The 1,371-nt window shown below is 77.0% G+C and carries 2 protein-coding genes; one reads left to right on the forward strand and one right to left on the reverse strand.

What is annotated here, in order from left to right; genetic code table 11:
• Window positions 1–22: 22 nt before the first annotated feature.
• A complete protein-coding gene (locus JGS39_RS40060; RefSeq protein WP_372456200.1) occupies window positions 23–784 on the forward strand; it encodes a PucR family transcriptional regulator in 762 nt (253 codons plus the stop codon).
• Between the two features lie 67 nt (window positions 785–851).
• Here the strand turns inward: JGS39_RS40060 and JGS39_RS40065 are convergent.
• Window positions 852–1,371, reverse strand: a 520-nt coding sequence (locus JGS39_RS40065) for a glycerate kinase (protein ID WP_219574660.1), incomplete at its 5' end; no start/stop codon positions are given.

Below are 1,371 nucleotides of genomic sequence, written 5' to 3' on the forward strand. Positions count from 1 at the left end.
CGGGCCGGGCCCCGAGCAGGGAATCGGCCCCCAGGGGCGTGCGGAGAACGGAGCGGGCATGCGGCAGCGCGGGGAGGAGCGGGGGTGGGCGCTGCTCGACGCGCTGCTGGACGACGAGACCGGGCAGGACCTCGCGGCGCTCGCCGGTGCGGTACTGGGGCTGCCGGAGCAGGGCCGGTACGCGGTGGCGGTGGTCGCGGAGCGCGGACGCGCGTGGAACCGTCCGGCCGACGCGCACGGGATGCGGCTTCTGTGGCGGTCGCGGCCGGACCGGGAGATCGCGGTGGTGGCACTGGGCGAGGCGGATCCGGCCGCCGTCGCCGTGCTGTTGTCCGGCACGGGCCCCGGCCCCGGTGGGGTCAGTCCGGTGGTGGACGGCCTGTCCGCGCTGGGTTCGGCCCGCCGGCTGGCCGACGCGGCGCTGCTGACGTGCGGAAAGGGCGGGGAGGCGGTCGTGTGCCTGGACGGCAGGGTCCCCGAGGCCTTGATGGCGGGGCAGCCGGCCCTGGCGGCCTACCTGGCCACGGACGTGTTCGGGGCGCTGCTGGCCCGCGATCCGACGGACCGGGCACTGCTGGTGTCGACGCTGGACGCCTGGGTGGAGTGCGGAGGATCGGCCGGGCGCACGGCGGTACGGCTGTGCTGCCACCGGAACACGGTGCTCAACCGGTTGCGGCGGCTGGAGGAGCTGACGTCACGGTCGTTGTCGCGGCCGCGCGAGCTGGTGGAGCTGATGCTGGCGCTGGACGCGGTGCGGCTGGGGTTCAGCCCACCGGGCGACTGAGGACCGGGGTCCGGGGGCCGGGGCTGTTCCCCGGCCCCCGGACCCCGGTCTCCCGGTCCTCGTCGGCTCAGCGCAGGAAGTCCCGCGCGATGGACTCCGCCACCTGCTCCAGGAGCGGCCCGGCCTCGGCCATGCAGACCGCTGGGTCCGGCTCCAGCTCCGTGAGCGCGTACGCGCGGCGGATACCCGCGCCGCCCAGGGCCTCCGGTGCGAGCGCCAGGCGTCCGCAGACCGCGACGACCTCGATGCCGGCCGCGCGGGCTGCCGCGGCGACGCCGGCCGGGGCCTTGCCGTGCAGCGTCTGTTCGTCGAGTGAGCCCTCGCCGGTGATGACCAGCGTGGCCCGGGCCAGCGCGGGGGCGAAGCCGAGGACGTCGAGCATCACCTCGATCCCGGGCCGGAACCGGGCGCCGAGCGCGACGAGCGCCCCGTACCCGATCCCGCCCGCCGCGCCCGCACCCGGCAGCTGCGCCTGCTCGGGTCCCAGCACGGAGGCGTAGTGGGCGAGCGCCGCGTCGAGCACCGCGATGTCGCCCTCGGTCGCGCCCTTCTGGCGGCCGTACACCTCGGGCGCGCCCTTGGGCCCG

Source organism: Streptomyces poriferorum, assembly GCF_019399235.1.
In the GTDB taxonomy this organism is placed as follows: domain Bacteria; phylum Actinomycetota; class Actinomycetes; order Streptomycetales; family Streptomycetaceae; genus Streptomyces; species Streptomyces poriferorum.